This is a genomic window from Actinoplanes sp. NBRC 103695, assembly GCF_030269485.1.
Lineage (GTDB): Bacteria > Actinomycetota > Actinomycetes > Mycobacteriales > Micromonosporaceae > Actinoplanes.
Window position 1 is genome coordinate 188,001 of the sequence record NZ_BSTL01000012.1, and the last position, 21,211, is coordinate 209,211.

Genomic DNA, 21,211 nt, shown 5'->3' on the forward strand with positions numbered 1-21,211 from the left:
CTTCCCTCAGGCGATGGGTGTGGTGAGCAGGTGCAGGTACCAGTTCGCGATCGGCGCCGCGGCGAAGACGGCGAGGAAAGCGCCGGCGAGCATGTAGGGACCGAAGGGGATGCGGGTCTTGCGCTTGGCCATCCGGGTGGCCAGCAGCACGACGCCGACCGCGCCGCCGAGCACGAAGGCGGCGAAGGCTCCGATGGCCACCGCGCCCCAGCCCAGCCAGCCCAGGTAGAAGCCGAGCAGCGGGGCGAGCTTGACGTCGCCGCCGCCCATCGCGCCGAAGAACGCGACGATCTCGAAGAAGATCCACATCGCGGCGGCGGCGATCAGGCCGCGGGCGATCGCCCGCCAGTCGTGCCCGAGCACGGCGGCCGGCACGAGCAGGACCAGGGCGACGACGTACGAGGGCCGCACGATCGCGTCGGGCAGCCGCTTCACGTCGATGTCGATCATGGCGAGCGCGACCGCGACCGCGGCCAGGTAGAGGTACGCCGGCAGTTCCCAGGAGAGCCCGAAGCGGGCGGTCACGGCCACGAACAGCGCCGCGGTGCCGGCCTCGACCAGCGGGTACCGGATGCTGATCGGCGCCCGGCAGTCCGCGCACTTCCCGCGCAGCAGCACCCAGCCGAGCACCGGGACGTTGTGCCGGTTGCGGATGGCGTGATCGCAGTGCGGGCAGTGCGATCCGGGGTGCGAGAGCGACACGCCCCCGGGAACCCGGTGGATCACGACGTTCAGGAACGAGCCGATCGCGAGACCGAAAAGGGCGGCGATGCTGAGCAGCATGGCCGGCTCCTCTCGTACGCGTGGGGTTGTCGAGGTGGTGCCGGGTGGCGGCGCCGAGTGCGCCGCCACCCGTCGGGAGCGATGAATCCGGGAATCAGGCGCCGCAGTTGGCGGGCGTCGCCGGGGCGGCGGCCATCGACTTCACGGAGCCACCGACCGAGCTGTCGTACAGGTACCACTTGCCGGTGGTGCCGCCGGCGTTGCGGGCGCAGATCTTGTACGAGGTCGCGTTGGCGACGTACGCGTAGTACAGGATCGTCTTGTCCGACAGCGTGATCTTCTGCGAGCCGACCGAGATCGACGGCGTGGCGCCGGCGGTGTTGTCGCCCGAGGTGGCAGCCGGGTACGAGTTGCCGTTGTCGGTGTAGTACTGCTCGATCGCCGAGATGGCGCCGCGCACGTCGGACTGGGCCGACTTGTCGGCGGCTCCGGCCCGGTAGTTCAGGTAGACCGGGACGGCGATGGCGACCAGCACACCGATGATGACCACGACGACCAGGAGCTCGATGAGGGTGAAGCCCTCGTCGTCCTTCTTGGCGCGCAGCCGCTTAATGATGTCCTGCATTGGGGGTGCCTCCAGTATGGCGTCAGGGGTGTGGCGGGGATGGAACCTTTCGGGCTCGGGTGCCCGACGTCGACCGGAGGGACCGGCCGTACTTTTCACCAGGGCGTCAGTTGCTCTGGATGTTCTGGTAGATGGTGAACATCGGCAGGTACAGACAGATCACCATTCCGCCGACCACGGCTCCCATGACGAGGACCATGATCGGTTCGATCGATGCGGTCAGGGACTCGGCGGCGCTGTCGACTTCCCTGTCATAAAAATCGGCAACCTTGTCCAGCATCTGACTGATTTGGCCGCTTTCTTCGCCGACCTCGATCATCTGTGTGACCATCTCGGGGAAGATCTTGTGGCGGCGCAGCGCGGACGACATGGGCTGGCCCTCACGGACCGCCGCCTGCACGTCCTTCATCGCGTGTCCGATGACCTCGTTGCCGGTCGTCTCGCCGACCACGGCCAGCGCCTGCATGACCGGAACGCCGACGTTCAGCAGCAGGCCCAGGTTGCGGGAGAAGCGGCTCATCGCGAGCTTGCGGAACAGCGATCCGAAGACCGGGAGCCGCAGCTTGAACCGGTCCATGGTGAGCCGGAACTCCGCGCTCGTCCGTAGCTTGCGTTTCATGACCGTGCTGGTGCCGCCGACCAGGATGATGAACAGCGGGCCGATCCACCACATGTTGTGGCTGGCGTCGACCAGGAACTGGGTGATGCCCGGCAGCTCGCCGCCCAGGTTCTTGAACATCTGTTCGAAGATCGGAACGATGAAGATCAGCACGAGCGCGATCAGCACGAAGGTGAAGCCCAGCACGATCGCCGGATAGGTCAGCGCGCTCTTGATCTTGCCGCGGAGCGCCGCGTCCTTCTCCAGGCTGTCCGCGATCTGCTCGAGAGCGCGGTCGATCATGCCGCCCGCCTCGCCGGCCCGGACCATGGCGACCATCAGGCGGGGGAACTGCTTGTCGTGCTTGGCCATCGCCGAGGACAGCGAGACACCGCCGGCCACGTCGGTACGGACCTCGGCGACCGCCTTCTTCAGCGCCGGCGCCGAGGTCTGCTCCTCGAGGATGGACAGCGAGCGCAGCAGTGACATGCCCGACGAGGTCATCGTCGCGAACTGCCGCGAGAACACCGCCAGGTCCTTGAGCTTGGTGCGACCGCCCAGGCCCGGGATCTTCAGATCCGACTGCAGGCCCCGGCCGGCCGCGCTCAGCTCGAGCGGAACCTCACCGCGGGTCTTGAGCATGTGCATCGCCGCGGCCTCGTTGGCCGCCTCGACGGTGCCCTTCGTCTTGCGGCCCGTCGAGTCGATGCTGTTGTAGTGGAAGGTCTTGGTGGCCGGCATGCGATCACACCCGTCCGATCAGGCGCTTGAGCTCTTCCGCCGAGTGGCAGATCTCCAAGGCGTTCGGCATCGAGACCAGTCCCTCGCGTACGCGCTCGGCCAGGTGCTGATCGAAGGACAACATCCCCTCGTTGCCACCGGCCTGCATGAACGACGGGATCTGGTGGGACTTGCCCTCCCGGATCAGGCTCCGGATGGCCGGCGTCGCGGTGAGGATCTCGCTGACCACCACGCGGCCCTTGCCGTCCGACTTCGGCGCCAGCGCCTGGGTGACCACACCCTGCAGCGAGGCCGCGAGCTGAGCCCGGATCTGGAGTTGCTGGTGCGGCGGGAAGATGTCGATGACACGGTCGATGGTCTGCGTGGCGCTCTGCGTGTGCAGGGTCGCCAGCACCAGGTGACCGGTCTCCGCGGCGGTCAGCGCCGTCGCGGTGGTCTCCAGGTCCCGAAGCTCGCCGACCAGGATGATGTCCGGGTCCTGCCGCAGCGCGTGCTTCAGCGCCTGGGCGAAGGTCTGTGTGTCGGTGCCGACCTCACGCTGGTTCACCACGCTGCGCTTGTGCGGGTGGAGGAACTCGATCGGGTCCTCGATGGTGATGATGTGCGCGGCGCGGCTGCGGTTGGCCAGGTCCAGCACCGAGGCCAGCGTGGTGGTCTTGCCCGAACCGGTCGGACCGGTCACCAGCACCAGGCCGCGCGGCAGGTGGGCGAAGCGGGACACCGACTCCGGCATGCCCAGCTCGTCCAGCGGCTTGATCTTGTGCGGGATGGCCCGGAAGACCGCGCCGCACGAGTTGCGCTGGATGTAGAGGTTGCCGCGGAACCGGGAGACGCCGACGATGCTGTGCGCGAAGTCCATCTCGTGGTCGCGCTGGAAGACGTCCCACTGCTCGGCGTTGACCGCCGCGCGGGCCAGCAACGCGGTGTCCGCGGAGTTCAGCTTGCCGTAGCCGGGCAGCGGGCGCAGGCTGCCGTCCACCCGGATCATCGGCGGCGAGCCGACGGTGAGGTGCAGGTCGGAACCGCGCGACTCGACCAGCGAGACGAGCATGTGGTCGAGCATGGCCAGGTCGTCCGCCGGTACGGCGTCCACCGGCGCCGCCTGCTGCGGCACGTCGTGGTCGAGCTGGTACATCTGCGGCACCGACAATCTCTCGCGGGTTCTGACGCCTCCTCATTCGGCACGGACGAGCCGTGGTTTAGGGGCTATTCAGGGGATTTGGCCCGGCGCCGATCCGGACCCGGTAACGTCGTCAGATCGCGACCCGGGACACCTCGCGCACGCTGGTCAGCCCGCCCGCGGCCTTGGCCAGGCCGTCCGCGCGCAGGTCGTACATGCCCTGCGCGACGGCCACCTCGCGGATCTCGTTGGAGGAGGCCCGCCGGATGGTCAGCGACTCGATCTCCGCGGACACCGGCATCACCTCGTGCAGCGCGAGCCGGCCGCGATAGCCGGTGTTGGCGCAGTTCCGGCAGCCGACCGGGCGGTAGAGAATCTCCGGCACCGCCAGGTCCTGGTACGGCCAGCGCGCCCCGACCAGTTCCTCCTCGGTCGGCTGGTACGCCTCCTTGCACCAGTCGCACAGCCGCCGGGCGAGCCGCTGGGCCAGCACACAGTCCAGCGACGAGCCGACCAGGAACGGCTCGATGCCCATCTCGGTGAGCCGGGTGACCGCGCCGGGCGCGTCGTTGGTGTGCAGCGTGGAGAGCACCAGGTGACCGGTGAGCGACGCCTCGACCGCGATCTGCGCGGTGTGGCTGTCCCGGATCTCACCGATCAGCACCACGTCCGGGTCGGAGCGCAGGATGGCCGGCAGCACCGCGGCGAAGGTCAGGCCGGCCTTGGCGTTCACCTGCACCTGGTTGACGCCCCGGAGGCGGTACTCGACCGGGTCCTCCACGGTGATCACGTTGATCTCCGGGCGGCTGATCCGGCCCAGGGTGGCGTACAGCGTGGTCGACTTGCCGGATCCGGTCGGGCCGGTGACCAGCACCATGCCGTGCGGCTTGGTGAACGACTCGGCGAACCGGCTGAGGTTGTGCTCGGTGAAGCCCAGCTTGGTCATCTCCAGGTCAATGCCGCCGGTGTCCAGCACCCGGAGCACGATCTTCTCGCCCCACACCGTCGGCAGCGTCGCGGTCCGCAGGTCGACCGTGCGGTCCCGGATCAGCGCGGTGATCCGGCCGTTCTGCGGGATCCGCTTCTCGGTGATGTCGACGCCGGACATGATCTTCAGGCGCGAGATCAGCGCGGCCATGCCGTTGCGCGGGACGGTGTCCACCTCGTGCAGCACGCCGTCGATCCGGTACCGCACCCGCATGTCGTCCTCGGTGGGCTCCAGGTGCAGGTCGGATGCGCGGTTCTGGACGGCCTGCTCGATCAGGCTGTTCACGTACCGGACGATCGGGGCGTCGTCGGCGCCGGCCCCCTGCGCGGCCATCCCGGACTGGTCGTCCAGCGAGCTGTCGCCCAGGTCGCCGAGGTCGCTGTCCTCGCGCTGGAGGCGCTCGATGATCCGCCGGACCTCGCTGCGGGCCACCACCACCGGCCGGACCGTGAGGCCGGTGGCCGCCCGGACGTCGTCCAGCGCGACCACGTCGCCCGGGTCGGTCACGCCGACCACGATCTCGCCGTCGCTCATCGACAGGCCGAGCACCCGGTGCCGCAGCACCACCGGCAACGGGATGCGCTTGAGCGCGGCCGGGTCCGGGCTGTAGCCGACCAGGTCCAGCGTGTTGATGCCGAACGCCTTGGCCGCGGCCTCGGTCAGCTGCTCCTCGGTGACGACCGAGTCGTTGATCAGAACCGCGCGCACGGACCGGCCGCTGCGCAGCGCCTCGTCGGCCGCGGAATCCACCGCGGCCGCGTCGACACCGATCTGCTTCAGCGCATCCAGCAGCGGGCGAAAGGTCTGATCCACAACATCCTTCAAAGGGCGCGGTGCACGGCTAGCACAGCCGATTTTGCCCTTATTCGGACGATTGCGTGGTGGATAGCCGGAACGTGCGCCGATATGCCGTCGGGGACACCCCGATCGCCGCGTGCAGATGCTGGCGCAGGGCGGACGCGCTGCCCAGGCCGGTACGCCGGGCGACCACGTCCACCGGCAGATCGGTCGACTCCAGCAGCAGCCGCGCGTGCGTCACCCGCTGCTGGAGCAGCCAGCGGGCCGGGCTGAGGCCGGTCTCCGAGCGGAAGCGGCGGGTGAACGTGCGGACGCTCATCCGGGCGTGCCCGGCCAGCTCCTCCAGGGTGACCGTCTCGCCGAGCCGTTCCATCGCCCACTCCCGGGTGCCCGCCGTGCCGGCGCCGGCGGTGACCGGCACCGGGCGCTCGATGAACTGGGCCTGCCCGCCGTCCCGCCAGGCCGGCACCACACAGCTGCGGGCCGCCCGGTTGGCCACCTCGCTGCCCTGGTCGCTGCGCACGATGTGCAGGCAGAGGTCGATCCCGGCGGCGACCCCGGCCGAGGTCAGCACGTCGCCGTCGTCCAGGAAGAGGGCATCGAAGTCCCACTTCACCTGCGGATACAGCTGCCGGAAGACGTCCGCGTAGTACCAGTGACTGGCGGCCACGCGGTCGTCGAGCAGACCGGCCGCGGCGAGGACCGAGGCGCCGGTGCAGATCGAGACGATGCGCGCCTTGCGGGCGTAGGCGGCACGCAGCGCCTCGGCCACCGCCGGATCGACGGTGCCGAGCCGGGCGGGCGCGGAGCTCTCCCCGACACCCGGGACGATCACCGTGTCGGCGTCGGCGAGCTCGGAGAGGTCATGATCCGGTGTCACGGTGAAGTCGGCCGTGCTGCGAACCGGGCCGGGTCCGCACACCCGTACCCGATAGAGGGGTTGCCTGGTCGGCGTGCGTGCCGAGCCGAAGACCTGACGCGGAACGCCGAGGTCGAAAGCGACCACCCGGTCGAGGGCGAGGACGGCGATGCGATGGACCATGGCCTGATTCTTGCGCATCATGGCCTCCCGGCCACTCGTCGTTCCGTGCCGAATTCCGCAGACTTTGCTGGTGTCGAAGACCCACCGCATCCACCCCGCCTGGTTCGTCGCCGCCATCGCGTTCGTCGCGCTGGTCGGCGCCGCGGGCTTCCGGGCCACCCCGTCGGTCATGCTCACCCCGCTGCACGACGAGTTCGGCTGGTCGCTCGGCACCATCTCCGCCGCCGTCTCGGTCAACCTGTTGCTCTACGGCCTGACCGCGCCGTTCGCCGCGGCGCTGATGGACCAGTTCGGCATCCGGCGGGTGGTGATGTTCGCGCTGCTGCTGGTCTCGGCCGGGTCCGGGCTCACCGTCTTCATGACCGCGAGCTGGCAGCTGATCCTCTGCTGGGGTGTGCTGGTCGGCCTGGGCACCGGCTCGATGGCGCTGGCCTTCGTGGCGACCATCACCGGCCGCTGGTTCGTCAAGCACCGCGGCCTGGTCACCGGGGTGCTGACCGCCGGCGGCGCGGCCGGCCAGCTGGTCTTCCTGCCGGTGCTGGCCAACCTGTCGCAGAACTCGGGCTGGCGCACGGCCGCGCTCACCGTCGCGATCGCCGCCCTCGCGGTCGTGCCCCTGGTCCTCTGGCGCCTCCGCGACCGCCCCGCCGACCTGGGCGTCCTTCCCTACGGCGCGACCGCACCCATCGCCCCGGTCTCGTCTGCCGCCGCAGCCGCCGCCCCGGTTGCGCCGCCGTTGGCCCCGGTCACGCCGCCGTCGGCTCCGGTCACGCCGCCCGCCGGGAACGCCGCCCGCAACGCCCTGAGCGCTCTGCGGCAGGCCGCCCGCACCGGCCCGTTCTGGTTGCTGGCCGGCGGCTTCGCGATCTGCGGCGCCACCACCAACGGCCTGGTCGGCACCCACTTCATCCCCGCCGCGCACGACCACGGCATGGCGCAGACCACGGCCGCCGGTCTGCTCGCCCTGGTCGGCTTCTTCGACATCGTCGGCACCATCGCCTCCGGCTGGCTCACCGACCGCGTCGACAGCCGCCTGCTGCTCGGCGGCTACTACGCGCTGCGCGGCCTGTCACTGCTGGCCCTGCCGTCCCTCTTCGCGGCCACCGCCCATCCGAGCATGGTCGTCTTCATCCTCTTCTACGGCCTCGACTGGGTCGCCACGGTCCCGCCGACGGTCACCCTCTGCCGCGAATACTTCGGCGACCGGGGCGCGGTCGTCTTCGGCTGGGTCTTCGCCTCCCACCAGATCGGCGCGGCCATCGCCGCCGTCGTAGCCGGCACGCTGCGCGACCGCCTCGGCGACTACGACCTGGCCTGGTACGGCGCCGGCGGCCTGGCCATCGTCGCCGCCCTGCTCAGCCTGGCGTTGCTGGCCGGACGCCACCTCAAGCCGATCGCCCCCGGCATCGGCCTCGCCATCCCCGCCAAGTCCGCCTGACCCCTCGCCGACCCCGTCAGATCAAGATCAAGTGCTTTCTTTACCCGCGTCCGTCGGGGTACGGACCGTATGCTCCCGCGGGCACCGGGCGAGGGGCCCACCTGAACGGTGCCCCTCGCCCTTCCGGGTCCGTGCGCGCAAGACAGCAGACGGGCCACGGCCCGCGCCGCTGCCCACGGCCGCCCGCGCCGCGCCGCTGCCCCGCCGCTGCACCGCCGCGCCGCAGATCGAGCGTTCAGTCGACGCAGATCGAGCTTTAGGCTGTCGCGGATCGCGCGTTCGAGCGCCGCATATGTAAAGTTTCACCGCCGCATATGTAGAGTTTGGTGCTCGCGGATCGGGACCGGCGCCGATAGGATCAGGGTATGGCCACGCCCCATCTGATCCCACGTCGCGTCGCCGCACAGGTCGTTGCCGCGCTGGCCGACACCCGTGTCGTTCTGGTGAGCGGCGCACGCCAGACCGGCAAGAGCACCCTGGTGCGAGTCGTCGCCGGGGACCGCCTGGCCGAGCGTCGCGACCTCGACCGTCCCCAGGACCGGGCCGCCGCTCTCGCCGACCCGGTCGGCTTCGTCGACTCTCCCGAGCTGCTGGCGATCGACGAGATTCAGCGCGCGCCCGATCTGCTCCTGGCGATCAAGGCGTCGGTCGACGAGGATCCACGACCGGGCCGCTTCCTACTCACCGGATCGTCGCGCTTGTTCGGGATGATCGCCGCTCCGGACGCGCTGCCCGGCCGCATGGAGACGGTCGAGCTCTGGCCGCTGTCCCAGGGCGAGCTCGACGGCGGACCGGACGGCTTCGTCGACACCATCTTCACGCTCGGACCGGAGCTTCGTCACGAGTCGACGGTCACACGGGCCGACTACGCCGCACGTCTGGTGCGGGGCGGCCTGCCCGAGGCGGCATCCCGCGACGAGGCCAAGCGCCGCCAGAGGTTCTTCGACGCCTACGTCCAAGCGCTCATCGAGCGTGACATCAGGCAACTGTCCGACATTCACCACAAGGGCGAGTTACGCAAGCTGGTGCGGCTGCTCGCGGCCAGGTCGGCGACGATCATCGCGCCCAACGCGCTCGAGTCGGCCCTCGGCCTGAGCCGGTCGACGGTCGCGCGTTACTTTCAGGCCCTGGAGGAGATCTTCCTCATCAAGCGGATCCCCGGCTGGTCCCGCAACCTCGGCACCCGGGCCACGGCCGCCCCGAAGCTGGTCTTCGTCGACTCGGGCATCGCCGCCAACGAGATCGGTGTGGACGCTCGCGCCCTGCTCCGGCCCGGGGCACCGTTCGGGCCGCTGCTCGAGTCGTTCGTCATCTCCGAGCTCGCCCGCCAGCTCACCTGGTCCGAGCAGCCCGTCGACCTCTCCCACTACCGCGATCACAGCAAGTTCGAGGTCGACGCCGTCCTGGAGAACAGATCCGGCCAGGTGGTCGGCATCGAGGTCAAGGCGGCCACGACCGTCGGCCCGGCCGACTTCCGCGGCCTGCGCCGGCTGGCCGACCGACTCGGCGACGACTTCGTCGCCGGCGTCGTGCTCTACACCGGCACGTCGACCCTGCCGTTCGGCGACCGCCTACGCGCGATGCCGGTCAGCGCCCTCTGGCAGGTCCGATCCTGAACAGCAAGATCTTTCTAGGGGTCCGTGGCCAGGCGGGCGTGCAGGTGCATGTCGTGCCAGCCGTCGGCGTGCCGCATCTCGGCGCGCTTGGTGCCCTCGAGCGGGAAGCCCGCGGTCGTGGCCACCCGGCAGGACGGCTCGTTGGCGGTCGAGTGGGCGACCTCGATGCGGTGCAGGCCCAGCGTGCCGAACGTCCACGCGGACAGGGCGGCCAGCGCGCGCGGGGCGACGCGGCGGCCCCGGGCGGCGGGAAGCACCCAGTACGACACCTCGGCCAGCCCGAGCGGCAGGTCGATCCGGCGCAGGCTGATCTGGCCGGCGACGCGTCCGGCGTCCAGGATCGCCCAGCCGGCGCCGGACTCGGCCCGCCAGCGGCCCGGCCAGTGGGCGATCCAGTCGGCGGCCTCCTCGTTGGTCATCGAGCGGCAGTGCCAGTGGCGGATGCCCGGATCGGCGTACGCGGAGACCACGGTCGCCCGGTCGGACGGCAGCCACGGGCGCAGCGTCAGGCCGGCGTCGTGGATGTCCGGCTGGGTGCGCGCCTTCATCGTGCCGGGGCGCACGACGGGTTCGAGCAGGGACGGCACCTCAGTCCTCCAGTTCGACGACCTCGAGCAGGCCGCTGACGACCAGGATCTGGCGTACGCCGCCGCTCGGGCGCCGTAACCGGAACGCGATGCCGGCGTCCCGGGCCCGCTGGAAGCCGAGGATCAGCGCGCCCAGCCCGGTCGAGTCGATGAACGACAGATCGGACAGATCGACCACCACGGACCGCGGCCGATCGGCGATCGCCTCGGCCAGCGACGTCCGTACCTGATCGACGGTCAGCACGTCGACCTCGCCCGTCAGGGCCACGGTGGTGACGCCGTCCGCACGGTCCAGTCTGGCCACTACTTCCTCGGACAACGGAGAGGCCTTACCTTTCGTAGTGAACATGTCTCTGTGCGAGAGGGGCCCGTCGTGCCTATCCGTGGTGGACTGCCGCCGCGCAACCCGCGGTTCGCCGGTCGTGAAGACCTGCTGACCGACATCCGCGGGCTGCTCGGCAACGGTCCGGTGGCGCTCTTGCCGGCGGCGGAACACCAACTCGGCGGCACGGGACGTACCCAGCTCGCGATCGAGTATGCCTACCGTTACGCCGATACGTACGACCTGGTGTGGTGGATTCCCGCGGAACAGACCGCCGGGATGCGCGCCTCGCTGGTCGGACTGGCCCAGCGGCTGGGCCTGCCGGAGGCGCGGGACATCAACCGCACGCTGGGCGCGGTCCGCGACGCGCTGAGCCGGGGCGAGCCGTACCGGAACTGGCTGGTCGTCTTCGAGAACGCCAACCGCCCGGAGGACATCAAGCCCTACCTGCCCAGCGGCGCGGGCCACGTGCTGGTCACCTCGCGCAACCCGCGCTGGACGTCGGAGATCGCGCAGGCCGTGCCGGTGCCGGTGTTCGACCGCGCGGACAGTGTGGACTTCCTGCGCCGGCGCCTCGCCGACCTGAGCACCGCGGACGCCGAGCGCCTGGCCGACCGGCTGCAGGACGTGCCGATGGCGTTGCACCAGGCCGTCGCGGTGCGGCAGGCGGCCGGCTGGTCCACGGCGGAGTACGTGCGCCGCTACGACGAACGTGCCATGGAGCTCACCTTCCCCACCCCGATCCGGATCGCCTGGGGGCTGGCCTCGGACGCGCTGCGGGCCGCCTCGCTCCCGGCCGCGCAGCTGCTGGAGCTGTGCGCGTTCCTGGCCAGCGCGCCCGTCTCCTGGCAGCTGCTGTGGGCGGCACGCGGCCGGGACCTGCCCGCCGAGCTCGCCCCGACGGTCCGGCTGGAGCGCCGGCTGCGGGCCGCGATGCGTCTGATCGGCCGGTACGGGCTGGCCGACCTGGATCCCTCCGGCGAACGCCTGCTCGTGCACCCGCTGGTCCGCGGCATGCTCGGCCAGGAGCTCAGCTCGGACCGGCACTCCGCGCAGATGCGTGCCGTCCGCGGGATGCTGGCCGCCGCCGACCCGGGCGACCCGGACGCGCCGACCGCCTGGCTCCGGTACGCCGAGATCGTCCCCCACCTGGTGCACTCCGACGCGCTGGGCGGCGCCAGCGAGGAGTCCCGCCAGCTCGTCGTGCACTGCATCCGCTACCTGTACGCCAGCGGCGACTACGACTCCAGCCGCGACCTGGCCGCCCAGGCGGTGTCCCGGTGGAGTGACACCGTCGGCGAGACCGACGAGCAGACCCTGCTGGTCTCCTTCCACCTGGCCAACGCGCTGCGCGCGGTGGGCCGCATCCCGGAGGCCCGGGCGCTCAACTCGCAGACGCTGCGGCTGCAGCGCGAGGTGCTCGGCGGCGACGACGAGACCACCCTGGCCACGGCCAACAGCGTCGGCGCCGACCTGCGCATGCAGGGCCACTTCGAGCAGGCCCGGCTGCTGGACTCGGACAACCTGGTGCGCTACCGCCGGCTGTACGGCGACAGCTACCCGACCGCGATGCGCTGCGCCAACAATCTGGCCGCCGACCTGCGGCTGCTCGGCGACTTCCGGGGCGCCCGGGCACTGGACGAGCAGACCCTCAAGCACCGGTCGTCGGTGCTGGTGGAGAACCACCCGGAGATCATCTCGTCGCGCGGGGCGCTGGGCTTCGACCTGGTCGGGCTGGGCGACTTCGCCGGCGCCGCCGAGGTGCTCGGGCTGCCGCACGGCCTGGACGCCGACCACCCGATGGTGCTGCTGCTGCGCCGGTACGTGGCCCTGGCCGCCCGCCGCCGCGGCCAGGCGCACGCCCGCAAGCTGGCCGAGGCCAACGTGGCCCGGTTCCGGCAGCGCTTCGGCGACCTGAACGCGGAGACGCTCGGCGCGATCGTCGGGCTGGCCAACTGCGCCAAGGTGGACGGCGACCTGGACGGCGCGCATCGGCTGCTGGAGCGCGCGGTGGCCCGCTACCACGCGGTGCTCGGCGACGACCACCCGTTCACGCTGGCCGCGGCGGCGAACCTGGCCGGAGTGGTCCGGGCGAGCGGGCGGTTCGCGGAGGCGCGGACGCTCGACACCGAGGCGCTGGTCGGGTTGCGCCGCAGCGTCGGCCCGGACCATCCGTTCACGTTGTCCTGCGCGAACGGACTGGCCGCCGACCTGCGGCAGACGGGGGAGGGGCAGCAGGCGCGGGAGATCGCGGCGGACACCCTGGTGCGCTCGCGGACGGTGCGCGGGTCGGATCATCCGGACACCGCCGCCTGCGCGTGGAACGTCGCCTTCGACGCCGGCGACGAGACCGCCCTGGAACAGGAGATGACGGCGCTGACGAAGGCGTACGGGGAAAATCATCCGATCTTGACCCGCGCTGCCGCAGGCGAACGTCTGGAGACCGAGATCGACCTACCGCCCTTGTAGCGCTTCCTGACGGGTCAGCAGATCGGTGAGCTCACCGGCCGGCATCGGCTTGGCGAAGTGGTAGCCCTGTGCCTGCGCGCAGTCGAGCTCGCGGAGCCGGGCCGCCTGCATCGCGTCCTCCACGCCCTCGGCGACCGGCGACAACCGGAAGGTGCGGGCGATCTGCAGCACCGCCTCGGCGACCGACGCGCCCGACGTTCCCTGCATCGCGGCGACGAACGAACGGTCGATCTTGACCACGTCCACCGGCAGCGTGCCCAGGTGGCTGAGCGACGAGAAGCCCGTGCCGAAGTCGTCCAGCGCGATCCGGACGCCGAGGGTCTTCAGCGAGCTCAGCACCCGCGCCGACTCGGCCAGGTCGGTCAGCGCCACCGACTCGGTCAGCTCCAGCACCAGCAGGTGCGGCGGCAGGCCGGTGCGCTCCAGGACGCCGCCCACCTCCTCGACCAGGTCGGGGCGGCTCAGCTGGGAGGCGGACAGGTTGACGTTCAGCTCGAAGCCGGGCAGCGCCTGCTGCCAGCCGGCGGCCTGCAGACAGGCCTCCTCCAGCACCCAGCCGCCGATGCGGGGCAGCAGGCCGATCTCCTCGGCCAGGTCGAGGAAGGCGGCCGGGGCGAGCAGCCCCCGGCTCGGGTGCCGCCAGCGGACCAGCGCCTCCACGCCCACTGTGCGCTCGCCGGCCAGGTCGACGATCGGCTGGTAGTGCACCTCGAACTCGTTCGCGTCGGCGGCCCGGCGCAGGTCGGCCTCGTCCCGGCGGCGCTGCTCGGCGAGCGCGAACTGGGCCGGGTCGAACCGCCGCGCTACGCCCTTGCCGTCGGCCTTGGCCTGGTAGAGCGCCACGTCGGCGTCGCGCATGACCGCGTCCACGGCGACGCCGCTGCCCCGGGCGAACGCGATGCCGGCGCTGGCCCGGATGCTCAGCACCTCGTCGCCGATCTCCAGCGGCGCGGCCAGGTCCCGCAGGATCCGGTTGGCCACCGTGTCGGCGATGGTGTCGTCGGAGAGCCGGGGCAGCAGCACGACGAACTCGTCGCCGCCCAGGCGGGACACGGTGTCGTTGCCGCGCACGTTGGCGTTGAGCCGCTCGGCGGTCTTGACCAGCAACTCGTCGCCGGCGGCATGGCCGTACGCGTCGTTGATCTCCTTGAAGCCGTCCAGGTCCACAAGGATCACCCCGGTGATGGTGTCGTCGGCGTCGGAGAGCACGTCGGTGGCGTGGTTGATGAAGAGCTTCCGGTTGCCCAGCGCGGTGAGCGGGTCGTAGTGGGCCTGCCGGGTCAGGATCGCGCGCTGCTTCGACAGGTCGCGCATCAGCCGGTCGTTGGTGCGGGCGCCGAGGAACTGGCGCAGCAGGATGATCGCCGAGACCACGATGATCAGTCCGGTGAGCTCCGTGGTGACCTGGCCGTCGTGGTAGTGCCACCAGCCGGCCATCAGCACGGCCGATGCGATCGGGGCGTACTGCAGCAGCGGCCAGCGGCCGGCCAGCACGATCACGCCGATCCCGAGACACAGCACCACGCCGATCGGAACCAGCAGACTGCCACGCTCACTGCCGGGCGCGGCGAACAGCACCGGCCAGGTGAGCATGAGCAGAGACCCGAAGATCATGGCCGCGTCGACCACCCGGCGTACGCGGTCCATTGCCGTGCTCTGCCCCATGGCTCTCACCTCCGAGCGACCACATCGGTCCCGGACGCGCCCACTTGAGAAGTGTCAGCCGACAATCCAGTCGACCACCGCCACCGCGTCGCTCCCGGCCGCCACCAGAGCGGCAACCTCTTCGGCCCGCGCACCCACCCCACCGGCGATGATCAGTGCGGTCAATTCAAGATCGAGATCTTTGCCCGTGTACGCGTGCCGAACTGTCCCGTTATCACCCGCGAGGAGAGCGGTCTCGACGGTCCGGTTGTCGATCTTGCGCGGGTCGCGGCCACCGCCACCGCCCCCACCCCTCTGGGCGGGCGTCAATGTAGCGCTCGGGTCCGACAGTTCGGCCGAGTTATCCACAGGCGCATCCCGGCGCAGCAGGGCGTGGATCTCCCTCAACCGCGGACTGTGAGACAGGGCACGCCGGTCGTCGGTGACCAGGCGGGACGTCACCGGAGGCGGCGGGTCACCGCGTCGGTAGGCGGTCAGCAGCGCATCGACATCCGGGCGCATGTTGCGAAGCCGCCACCGCACGTAGTGGTCGTCGTTGGCCACCCGCGCCAGACGGGTGATCCGCGGGTCGGCGGGCTCGGCCAGCCACGGCCGGACCTCGTCGAGCAGCGCCCCGGTGAAGCGGCGTCCCGCGGCGGTCAGCCGGACCGTGGCCAGGAGGCGCTCGGCCGTCGTCGCCACCGCCTCCCGCCAGCGGCAGAACTCGAACGTCGCCAGCGGGTCGCCGCCCGCCCGGGACTCGGTCCGCCAGAAGCGGGTCACGGCCAGGTAGGCGTAGGCGCCGTGCAGGATGCCGGAGGTCGGCCGCGGGTCGTCGCGCCACGGCGAGTAGCCCCGGGCGCGCGGCTCCTCGTGCAGGTCGAAGAGGTAGGCGGTCGCGTTCAGCAGGCTGTGCTGGGCCTCGTGGAGCAGGGCCACCGCCAGGCCGGTCGGGTCGGCGGGGCGGGACATCGCCACCGCTCCGAAGGCGTCCGCCGACGTGGCGCTGATCCCGGCCGCGCCGGCGTCGGACTCGACCGGGACGATGCAGGTCAGCACGTCGGCCAGCCGGTGTGCGGCCGGTCGGTGGCGGGTGACCAGCAGGCGCCACGCGTCGCTCAGGCACCGCTGCCAGTGGTCCGCCTCGGCGTCGGTGAGCGGTGGCGACGGCGTGAGTCCCAGCAGGCCTCGGCGCTCGTCGCGGTCGTCCAGGCGTACCGAAATGATGATCTTGTCGTGCTCGGCCGTCAGAAATCTGACGGCTGGGCGCTCGGCCGGCGCCGGCCAGGTGATCCGGTTGCGCAGGCGTGCGGCGGCCCACGCTCCGAGGAGTGGGTCCGCAAGATCAATTTCCGGGTACGCCTCGACGGCGAGCGCCCGCAGCAGGAGCAGGTTCCGGCCGCGCTGTCCTCGCCGCAACTCATCGATCACGTGGGGTGACGGACGGCCCGCGCCCAGGGCGGTGAAATCGCTGTCGGTGAGCGCGTGCCGCCGCACGTCAGAGCGCCGAGTTGAAGCCGGCGATCGGCTCGTCCGGGTCGCTCAGGTCGTCCGCCAGTCGTCGCAGCGAACGGCTCAGAACTGATTCGTCACCCTTCGTGAGCTGGGTGAGTTCTGTGAGGGTCAGCCCGGAGACATCGACCATCTCCGAACGCCACTCCGCGATGTGCTCCTGGTCGGTCAACGCGGCTCCTTCCGCCGATCGGATACTTGCCGGACGGCAATCGTCAATGTATTGCCTGGCCCGGTTCCGCATCCGTCCCCGGTCCCGGCGCCTCCGACGCGAATGTGAAACCGCGCCCAGATTACGTAGCGGTCGCCAGGTCGGGTGACCTCATGGCGCGTCCGCACACCGGGTCACCGGGGGTTGCGCGTCCGTGATCTCATAGGACGCCAACACAGGATGAAAGTCGGCAACGGAGGACAAACTGTGCTTGGTCGCAATCTGGACGACGCGGAGGCGCCAGAGCGTTCGTGGAGCTCCGAGCCTTCCGGGCGCGCGGAGGCGACGGCCACGCTGGCCGACCGGGTGGCACGGCTGGAGGCGGCCGCCACCGGCGGGGACGGCAGGATTCGCGTACGCGTGGACAGTGGCGGCGCGATCATCGAGCTGGTGCTGCCCGACGCCGAGCTCGCGGCGGAGATCATGCGCACCATCCGGCGGGCTCAGGCCGGGTTGGCCGAGGCGGTCGAGGTGGCCGTCACCGAGACGGTCGGGCTCGAGTCGGAGACCGGACGCGCGGTTCTGCAGAGCTTCGCGCAACGGTTCCCGGCGGTGCCGGACGACGAGCCGGTCGCGCCCGTGATGCCCTCGCCGCCGCCGTTCCCCACGTTCCAGAGCAAGCCGTCATTACCGCATCAGTCGCCCGGGAACGGTTTCGAGAGTGGGCGGGACAGCCGAGCGCGCTGAGCGGACCGGGCGACCGACCGTTACGGTCGGTTCAAAGGTGACAAACTTTTCGAGAGGGGACGGGAAGTAGTGAGCACACCGCTGCCGAGCCGCGGGCCTGCGCCGCCGGTGGAGAGCATGGACAACGCCGAGCTGGCGAGGTTGATCGAGTCGGAGCACCCGTACCGGGGGAAGGCGCTCTTCGAACTCTCCGACCGGATAGCGCACGACGACGACGCGGCGACGAAGGTGGCGATGCTCAGCCGCCTGTCCTCGCTGCGGACGGCGCGGCTCTTCGACCGGGTGTCGCTCGCCTGGTCCGGGATCATCGCGCTGCTCGCGGCGGAGACGGCGCACTCGCGGTCCTCGGCGTACGAGGCCTTCTACGCGCTGGACGCGGCCGAGCAGCGGGACATGCTCGACTATCTGGAGGTCACCGCGATCGAGGAGGCCCACCCACGCATAGCGTGAGCGGGCCTCGGGTGAGAGTGTCGGGTGCGGGGTCAGGCGACTACTTTGACGTCTTTCCAGAAGGCGACCCGGTCGCGAACGGCCTTGGCGTCCGGTTTCGGCTCGGGGTAGAACCAGACCGCGTCAGCGGTGACGTGGTCACCGGACTCGAGCGTGTAGTAGGACGCTTTGCCCTTCCACGGGCAGACGGTGTGCGTGTCGGAGGGGCGCAGCACTTCCTCGCGCAGCGAGCCGCGCGGGAAGTAGGTGACGCCCTCGACAACCACGGTGTCGTCGCTCTCGGCGATGATCTCGTCGTTCCAGATGGCCTTCGGCATGGATCGAACGTAGCGCGTGTGACGCCCGCGGTCCGATATGCGGGGTTTATTCAGCTCCGCGGGGTGAATCGCGGTGCGTCGCACGGACATTGCCGGTCCGGTGCGCGAAGATCTAGTGTCGACCGGCGAACCCCCCCGACGAAGGCTGCCGAGATGACCCGCCAGAGCACGCTGCCCAGCCTGCGAGAGCAGGCACGGCACGCCCTGCTCCTGCTGGGCGTGCCCGCACCGGCGCGTCTGGTGGCCGAGGTGCACGCGGCTTTCTTCGACGGCGACCTCTCGGTGCCGGGGCTGGCCACGCTGATGCGTGAGGACGAGCGGTCGCGCACCCAGCCGCCACCCTTCTTCGTCTGCCCTGCTCTGCAGCATGATCTGACGGCGTCGCGCGGGATCGTCACGCTCTCGACCTGGTCGGTGGAGGACAGGCTGAGCTCGCCCGCGCTGGCCCGGGCCCACGCGCTGGTCGCGACCGTGCGCATCGCGGAGTTCGCCGCGGTTCGCTCGGGTGCCGGCTCCTGTGCGCACGAGCTGCTGCGCCGGCTGGCCGCCGACGTACCCGGCGGTCCCGAGGCACTCGACCTCGCCGAGGCCGCCCGTGCCGCGCTGGACGACCCGGCACTGGCCGCTGCCGCCGCCGCGGAGGAACCGGCCCGGCTGGCCGCCCTCGCCCGCGCGGAGCACCTCGACGAGCGCCACCGCCTCTTCGGCGTCCCCGCCCTGCCGCACCAGCGGGGGCCCGCGTGACGGGCGCCATCCCGCGTCAGCCTGCGCAGACCACGCCCTCGGCCGACCGTGCTCGCCCCGCGCCACCCTCGGCCGACCGTGCTCGGCCGGCGCCGCCCTCGGTCGATCCCGCGCTCGAGCGACTTCGCGGGTCTTCGCCTCGGAAGCGGCACAACGCTCGCACCATCGCCGCGCTGACCAGCAATCCCGGCTGCAACCGGCGCGCCGTGCTGGACGCGGCCGGCATCGACAAGCCGAAACTCTCCGAGCGGGTCGGGTTCCCCGGCCAGTTCGGCCAGTCGCGGTTCGCCCTGGCCCGCGGCAACGGCTTCGAGGCCATGCTGAAGGCCGACGAGGGCGCCCTGCTGCTCACCGCCCTGGGCTACCCGGCGCTCAAGGTCGGCTACGACGACCTCGGCGCCGACGCCGACGAGACGCTCGCCCAGCGCCACGCCCGCACCCGGGAACTGCTCGGCGACGAGGCCGGCGCCGCCCTGATCGACCACCCCCTGCTCATGCTGGACGTGGCCGGCCAGACCGTCTTCCTCGAACCGGACCTGATCGCCTTCCAGCGAGCCGGCCGCCTGCAGGTCGTCGAGATCAAGTCGTTCGCGATCATCGACGGCCAGGCGGACAGCGCGAAGGTCTCCGCCGCGGCCACCCAGGCCGCCGTCTACGTCCTCGCCCTGCGCAACCTCCTCTCCTCGCTCGGTCAGGACCCGGGCCTGGTCAGCCACGAGGTCGTGCTGGTCTGCCCGGAGAACTTCTCGTTCAGCCCGGTCGCCGTCGTGCTGGACGTGCGCAAGCAACTCGCCACCCTGCGCCGCCAGCTCGCCCGCATGGCGTCGGCCGCGACCCTGGTCGCCGCGCTGCCCCCGGACACCTCGTTCGACCTCGCGCTGCCGCCGGAGACGCTGGCCAACGCCCTGGCCGGGGTGTCGGCCCGCTACGCGCCGGAGTGCCTCTCCGCCTGCGAGCTGGCCTCCTACTGCCGGAACGAGGCCGCGGGCACGACAGCCGCGCTGGGCCGCCCGGTCCGCGACGCGCTGGGCGGGATCGCGACGGTGGAGGAAGCGCTGGCCCTGGCCGGTGGCGCCCGCCCGGCGAACGAGGACCAGGCCGAGGCGGCCGCCCTGCTCCGGACCGCCGCGCGGTTGCGCGCCGAGGCGCTGGGGGCGCCGCCTCCGTGAGCACGCTGACCGCCCTCGCCCGCGCCCAGGCCGTCGCGTCGGGCGAGGCCGAACCAATCGCCACCGTGCGCCACCTGCACCTGCACCGAAAGCCGTTCGTCCTGGTCCCGCTGACCATGGCCGGTGAGGCCAATGCGCCGCTGGCCGCCCTGGCCGGCGCCTCGCAGATGTCGCCGACTCTGCTGGTCGTGCCGCAGCCACGCAACCGCGACCAGCGTTTCCGCTTCGCCTCCGAGCTGGCCGAGGTGCTCCTGCCGTACGTGGACTCGTTCACCGGCATGGCCGAGCCGATCGCCGTCGACCGCGGCCGTGACGTGCGGTACCGGTTCACCGACGCGCCGCAGCTCTGGGTGCCGAACACCGGCGGCGTCGAGTTCGTCAAGCTGCTCGGCCGGTCGACCCGTTTCCGGCGTACCGACGGCGATTACCCCGTGCCGCCCGGCGTGCCGCTGCTCGGCCGGTGGCTCACCTATTTCGGCCAGGCCGCCGAGATGCCCGGCTCGTCGCTGCTGCTGAACATGGTGCAGGCCCTGGGGCTGCACTGGGCCACCGGGCAGAGCGGCGCCGAGGACGCGCAGCTGGCCGCCCAGCTGGCCTGGATCTCGCCGCCGCCCGGGATGACCGGCCGCGACGCCGCCCGCGCCGCGGAGGGCGCCGCAGCCGGCCCGGCCACCGACCCGGAATTCGACAACAAGGTGCTCGCCCCGCTGATGGAGGCGGACGACGTGCCCGGGCTGACGACGGCGCTGCGCGACGTCCTGCAGCCGGTGTGGGACCAGATGTGGCACGCGCTGTCCCTGCTGCGCGCCCTGCCGCCGGGCGCACGGGTGGCGTCGCGGTGGGACGCCGACCGGGACGGCTTCTCCGCCTACGTCGCCGGGATCGAGGAGGGCCTGCCGCCGCAGCCCCGCCGGGACGGGCCGGTGGCCGCGGCGTCCCGGCTGCACCGGCTGGAGAACGCGGCCACCCGGTACGGCGTCCAGCGCGCCCTCGACGACCCGCTGGTGATGGCCGAGCACCGGCTGACCGGCGCCGCTTTCGCCGGGGTCGTGACGATGGCGAAGGACGACCGGGTCGACGAGACCGGCAAACGCCCGGTGCTGCGGCCGCGCATCATGGTCGCCACCACCGAGCCGGTACGCGTGGAGGCCGGCGCCAACCTGACCTCCCCGGCCCGCCCCGCGCAGAAGGCCAAGGTCGTCTCGATCACGCCCACCCCGGACGGGGCCGACGTGCTGCTGGAGCTCTCCGGCGGGATGGGCCGCAAGCTGGTGGCCGAGCCCGGCAGCGTCCCCGCGGTCGGCGAACGCCTCCTGCTGACGACGTTGAGCGACGCCTTCCGCCCCGGCGCCGCCTTCCCCGACCCGGCACAGACCCCTTGGACTCACGGCGGTCCGGTGGTTGAGTGAT

At 71.4% G+C, this 21,211-nt stretch carries 20 protein-coding genes; 8 read left to right on the forward strand and 12 right to left on the reverse strand.

The window, feature by feature from the left end; translation table 11 throughout:
* Nucleotides 1-6: 6 nt before the first annotated feature.
* From QSK31_RS22835 to QSK31_RS22860, 6 genes are all read right to left on the reverse strand, one after another.
* The gene (locus QSK31_RS22835) at nucleotides 7-783 is read right to left on the reverse strand and encodes a prepilin peptidase (RefSeq protein ID WP_285686323.1); all 777 of its coding nucleotides are present in this window, start codon (nucleotides 781-783) and stop codon (nucleotides 7-9) included.
* 94 nt (nucleotides 784-877) lie between these two features.
* Nucleotides 878-1,348 carry a type II secretion system protein gene (locus tag QSK31_RS22840; RefSeq protein WP_285686324.1) on the reverse strand — a complete coding sequence of 157 codons (471 nt, stop codon included), beginning with the start codon at nucleotides 1,346-1,348 and terminating at the stop codon, nucleotides 878-880.
* Nucleotides 1,349-1,454: 106 nt separating this feature from the next.
* Nucleotides 1,455-2,687, reverse strand: a complete 1,233-nt coding sequence (locus QSK31_RS22845) for a type II secretion system F family protein (RefSeq protein ID WP_285686325.1) — start codon at nucleotides 2,685-2,687, stop codon at nucleotides 1,455-1,457.
* 4 nt (nucleotides 2,688-2,691) lie between these two features.
* A complete protein-coding gene (locus tag QSK31_RS22850) occupies nucleotides 2,692-3,822 on the reverse strand; it encodes a type IV pilus twitching motility protein PilT (protein ID WP_285686434.1) in 1,131 nt (376 codons plus the stop codon).
* 118 nt (nucleotides 3,823-3,940) lie between these two features.
* Nucleotides 3,941-5,608: a GspE/PulE family protein gene (locus QSK31_RS22855; protein ID WP_285686326.1), complete on the reverse strand. Its 1,668-nt coding sequence runs from the start codon at nucleotides 5,606-5,608 to the stop codon at nucleotides 3,941-3,943.
* Nucleotides 5,609-5,657: 49 nt separating this feature from the next.
* Nucleotides 5,658-6,653 (reverse strand): GlxA family transcriptional regulator, encoded by a 996-nt coding sequence (locus QSK31_RS22860; RefSeq protein WP_285686327.1) that lies wholly within the window; start codon nucleotides 6,651-6,653, stop codon nucleotides 5,658-5,660.
* Nucleotide 6,654: 1 nt separating this feature from the next.
* Here QSK31_RS22860 and QSK31_RS22865 point away from each other — a divergent pair, with 1 nt between their 5' ends.
* Together QSK31_RS22865 and QSK31_RS22870 are read left to right on the forward strand one after the other, a co-directional pair.
* A complete protein-coding gene (locus tag QSK31_RS22865) occupies nucleotides 6,655-8,073 on the forward strand; it encodes an MFS transporter (protein WP_285686328.1) in 1,419 nt (472 codons plus the stop codon).
* Nucleotides 8,074-8,438: 365 nt separating this feature from the next.
* Entirely contained in the window at nucleotides 8,439-9,689 is a 1,251-nt protein-coding gene (locus QSK31_RS22870) for an ATP-binding protein (RefSeq protein WP_285686329.1), read from the forward strand.
* A gap of 14 nt (nucleotides 9,690-9,703) precedes the next feature.
* Here the strand turns inward: QSK31_RS22870 and QSK31_RS22875 are convergent, their stop codons facing one another.
* Both QSK31_RS22875 and QSK31_RS22880 read right to left on the reverse strand, forming a co-directional pair.
* Nucleotides 9,704-10,276: a GNAT family N-acetyltransferase gene (locus QSK31_RS22875; protein WP_502872998.1), complete on the reverse strand. Its 573-nt coding sequence runs from the start codon at nucleotides 10,274-10,276 to the stop codon at nucleotides 9,704-9,706.
* Nucleotide 10,277: 1 nt separating this feature from the next.
* A complete protein-coding gene (locus tag QSK31_RS22880) occupies nucleotides 10,278-10,595 on the reverse strand; it encodes an STAS domain-containing protein (RefSeq protein WP_285686330.1) in 318 nt (105 codons plus the stop codon).
* Nucleotides 10,596-10,649: 54 nt separating this feature from the next.
* Here QSK31_RS22880 and fxsT point away from each other — a divergent pair, with 54 nt between their 5' ends.
* Nucleotides 10,650-13,067: an FxSxx-COOH system tetratricopeptide repeat protein gene (gene fxsT / locus QSK31_RS22885; protein WP_285686331.1), complete on the forward strand. Its 2,418-nt coding sequence runs from the start codon at nucleotides 10,650-10,652 to the stop codon at nucleotides 13,065-13,067.
* Here the strand turns inward: fxsT and QSK31_RS22890 are convergent.
* From QSK31_RS22890 to fxsA, 3 genes are read right to left on the reverse strand one after another with little or no spacing between them, the layout of a single operon-like run.
* Nucleotides 13,053-14,732: a putative bifunctional diguanylate cyclase/phosphodiesterase gene (locus QSK31_RS22890; protein WP_285686332.1), complete on the reverse strand. Its 1,680-nt coding sequence runs from the start codon at nucleotides 14,730-14,732 to the stop codon at nucleotides 13,053-13,055. The genes fxsT and QSK31_RS22890 overlap by 15 nt on opposite strands.
* Nucleotides 14,733-14,786: 54 nt before the next feature.
* On the reverse strand, nucleotides 14,787-16,208 hold the full coding sequence (locus tag QSK31_RS22895; protein ID WP_285686333.1) for an aKG-HExxH-type peptide beta-hydroxylase: 1,422 nt from the start codon (nucleotides 16,206-16,208) through the stop codon (nucleotides 14,787-14,789).
* Between the two features lies 1 nt (nucleotide 16,209).
* A complete protein-coding gene (fxsA, locus tag QSK31_RS22900) occupies nucleotides 16,210-16,395 on the reverse strand; it encodes an FxSxx-COOH cyclophane-containing RiPP peptide (protein ID WP_285686334.1) in 186 nt (61 codons plus the stop codon).
* A 246-nt stretch (nucleotides 16,396-16,641) separates the two neighbouring features.
* Between fxsA and QSK31_RS22905 the strand changes: the two genes are divergently transcribed.
* Together QSK31_RS22905 and QSK31_RS22910 are read left to right on the forward strand one after the other, a co-directional pair.
* Nucleotides 16,642-17,121 (forward strand): hypothetical protein, encoded by a 480-nt coding sequence (locus QSK31_RS22905; RefSeq protein WP_285686335.1) that lies wholly within the window; start codon nucleotides 16,642-16,644, stop codon nucleotides 17,119-17,121.
* A 69-nt stretch (nucleotides 17,122-17,190) separates the two neighbouring features.
* Nucleotides 17,191-17,571 (forward strand): hypothetical protein, encoded by a 381-nt coding sequence (locus tag QSK31_RS22910; RefSeq protein ID WP_285686336.1) that lies wholly within the window; start codon nucleotides 17,191-17,193, stop codon nucleotides 17,569-17,571.
* Nucleotides 17,572-17,603: 32 nt separating this feature from the next.
* Here QSK31_RS22910 and QSK31_RS22915 read toward each other — a convergent pair whose 3' ends face one another.
* Nucleotides 17,604-17,888, reverse strand: coding sequence for a DUF427 domain-containing protein (locus QSK31_RS22915; protein ID WP_285686337.1), 285 nt, complete (start codon nucleotides 17,886-17,888; stop codon nucleotides 17,604-17,606).
* A gap of 153 nt (nucleotides 17,889-18,041) precedes the next feature.
* Between QSK31_RS22915 and QSK31_RS22920 the strand changes: the two genes are divergently transcribed.
* The 3 genes from QSK31_RS22920 to QSK31_RS22930 are packed head-to-tail and all read left to right on the forward strand — an operon-like array spanning nucleotide 18,042 to nucleotide 21,210.
* A complete protein-coding gene (locus QSK31_RS22920; RefSeq protein WP_285686338.1) occupies nucleotides 18,042-18,632 on the forward strand; it encodes a hypothetical protein in 591 nt (196 codons plus the stop codon).
* Entirely contained in the window at nucleotides 18,629-19,801 is a 1,173-nt protein-coding gene (locus tag QSK31_RS22925) for a hypothetical protein (protein WP_502872999.1), read from the forward strand. The genes QSK31_RS22920 and QSK31_RS22925 overlap by 4 nt, the downstream gene beginning before the upstream one ends.
* Nucleotides 19,798-21,210 carry a hypothetical protein gene (locus tag QSK31_RS22930; RefSeq protein ID WP_285686339.1) on the forward strand — a complete coding sequence of 471 codons (1,413 nt, stop codon included), beginning with the start codon at nucleotides 19,798-19,800 and terminating at the stop codon, nucleotides 21,208-21,210. The genes QSK31_RS22925 and QSK31_RS22930 overlap by 4 nt, the downstream gene beginning before the upstream one ends.
* Nucleotide 21,211: the final 1 nt, after the last annotated feature.